This window comes from Betaproteobacteria bacterium (assembly GCA_016791345.1).
Classification (GTDB): Bacteria; Pseudomonadota; Gammaproteobacteria; order Burkholderiales; family JAEUMW01; genus JAEUMW01.
In genome coordinates this window covers 1-2,535 of record JAEUMW010000169.1, presented here as the reverse complement: position 1 = coordinate 2,535, position 2,535 = coordinate 1, and the positions used below count along the sequence as shown (strand labels likewise).

Sequence of the window (2,535 nt, the reverse complement as noted above, 5' to 3'; positions counted from 1 at the left end):
CACGCTGCAGGATCCGAACATCTTCAACATCGCCGTGCGCGGCGTGTTCGACGACTGCCAGGACATGGTGAAAGCCGTGTCGAACGATCTCGGCTTCAAATCCCGGCACCACATCGGCACTGTCAACTCGATCAACTGGGCGCGACTCCTGGCCCAGATCGTGTACTACTTCAAGGCGTACTTCGCGGTGACTGCCGGCAACGACGAGCGCGTCTCCTTCGCGGTGCCGTCCGGCAATTTCGGCAACGTCTGCGCCGGCCACGTGGCGCGCATGATGGGACTGCCCATCGCACGGCTCGTCGTCGCCACCAACGAGAACGACGTGCTCGACGAGTTCTTCCGCAGCGGACGCTACCGCGTGCGCGCAGCGCAGGACGTGGTGCAGACCACGAGCCCGTCGATGGACATCTCGAAGGCATCGAACTTCGAGCGCTTCGTCTTCGACCTGGTGGGGCGCGATCCGCGGGTCGTCGCGGAACTCTGGGCAGGCATCGACCGCGGCGGCGAGTTCGACTTGGCGGCGACCCCGTACTTCCGGCGCATCCAGGATTTCGGCTTCGTCTCGGGCAGCAGTTCGCACCGGGATCGGCTCGCGACGATCCGACGCGTCTTCGAGCGCTACGGCGTCATCGTCGACACCCACACCGCCGACGGCATCAAGGCCGGGCTCGAGCATCGGGACGCAGGCGTGCCGCTGGTGTGTCTGGAGACCGCACAGCCGGCCAAGTTCGCCGAGACCATTCGCGAGGCCCTCGGACGCGAGCCGCAGCGGCCGGCTGCCTTTGCCGCCATCGAGGGCAAGCCGCTGCGCTACGACACGATGGATCCCGATTCCGCCGCAATCAAGCGCTACATCGCGGAACGCGTCTGACGATGGCCGGCTACGACGACGCGGGATCGGTCTGGGACGCGCGTTTCGCCACCGACGAGTACATCTTCGGCACCGAGCCGAACCGCTTTCTGGTCGGAGAGGCGCATCGGCTCCCACCTGGCGCACGCGCGCTGTCGGTCGCCGACGGCGAAGGCCGCAACAGCGTGTGGCTGGCCACGCGCGGGCTGACCGTGGACGCGGTCGAGATTTCCCCGCGGGCCGTCGAGAAGGCGCAGCGACTTGCCGCCGAACACGGGGTGACGGTGCACTTCGAGGTCGCGGACGTGCGCGCGTGGCCGTGGCCGACGGCGCGCTACGACGTGATCGCCGCCATCTTCATCCAGTTTGCCGCACCGGACGAGCGCGCACGTCTCTTCGCCCAGTTCCGCCGCGCGCTGGTGCCGGGCGGCCTGCTGCTCGTCGAGGGTTACGGGCGCCAGCAGATCGAATACGCGACCGGCGGGCCGCCGCAGGTCGAGAACCTCTACACGCGGGAAATGCTGGCGGAGGCCTTCCATGATTTCGACATCCTCGTGCTGGATGCGCGCGAGGACTGGCTTGAAGAGGGCGTGAAACACGTGGGCCGCTCGGCACTGGTCGATCTCGTCGCCCGCAAGCGCGGCCCGACCGACCTCCCCGCACCCCCGCCCGGCGCTGTAACATAGCCGCACTTCGCCGTTGCCGAGGTGCTGCAGATGACAGCCTCATTGCTGCCCGTCACTCACGCGGCATCCGCGCGCGCCTGGCGCTGGCTTGCCGGCGCAATGCTCCTGTCGCTGCTCGCGGGCGGCTGTTCCGTGATCGGGCCGCGCTCGCTCAAGCAGAGCCGTCTGCAATACAACGAGGTGGTCAAGACGACGTCCGAGGAGGAGATGCTCCTCAACATCGTGCGGCTGCGTTACGTCGACACGCCGAGCAGCCTGCAGATCTCGAACATCGCGGCGCAGTTCGAGCTCCTCAACAGTCTCCAGCTGACGCCGTTCTTCGTGGCCTCAGGCGCCGAGCCGAACCGCTCATACACCGCGGTCGTGCCGCAGGCGACCATCGGCGGTGCCGACCGCCCCACGTTCAGTCTCACTCCGCTCGACGAGTCGGAGTTCGCGCGCAAGCTCTTCACGCCGCTCACGCTCGACGGCGTGATCTATCTGGTCAAGACGACCTGGCCGATCTCGACCGTGTTCCGGTTGTACCTGGAGAACCTCAACTGGGTGTCCAATGCGGAGACCGCCAGCGGTCCGACGCCCAGGCACGCCCCCGCGCATGCGGAGTTCCTGCAAGGGATCAATGCCCTGCAGACGCTGCAGGATGAAGGCCACATCGTATTCGCGCTCGAAGAGCGGCGCGAGCGCCTGGGAGGGTCCGTTCCTGCCTCTACCGTTACGGCATCGAACGTGATTGATGCCGCGAAGGACGGCAACGAATACCACCCCGATCCCGGCGGCCAGACCTGGACGCTGTACCGGAAGATCCAGCAGCCGGTCCTGCTGATCGATCCGCGGGTGGTCGACAGCGCCGAAATGGAAGTCTTCACACGCACGTTCCGGCTGAAGCGTGGCTTGGACAAGTACGACATCACGCAGGACGGGCTGAACCCGTTCCCGATAACCTATCCGCCGGAGGGTGTCGACAAGCTGGATCTCGAAACCCGGTCGCTGCTGCAAGGT

Annotated in this window: 3 protein-coding genes; all 3 read left to right on the top strand. The window is 66.5% G+C overall.

Going from position 1 to position 2,535, the window contains the following annotated elements:
* A partial coding sequence (locus JNK68_06615) for a threonine synthase (protein ID MBL8540029.1) occupies positions 1-871 on the top strand: 871 nt, incomplete at its 5' end.
* Positions 872-873: 2 nt separating this feature from the next.
* A complete protein-coding gene (locus tag JNK68_06610; protein ID MBL8540028.1) occupies positions 874-1,536 on the top strand; it encodes a class I SAM-dependent methyltransferase in 663 nt (220 codons plus the stop codon).
* A 30-nt stretch (positions 1,537-1,566) separates the two neighbouring features.
* Positions 1,567-2,535: hypothetical protein (locus JNK68_06605; protein MBL8540027.1), on the top strand; the 969-nt coding region annotated here is incomplete at its 3' end.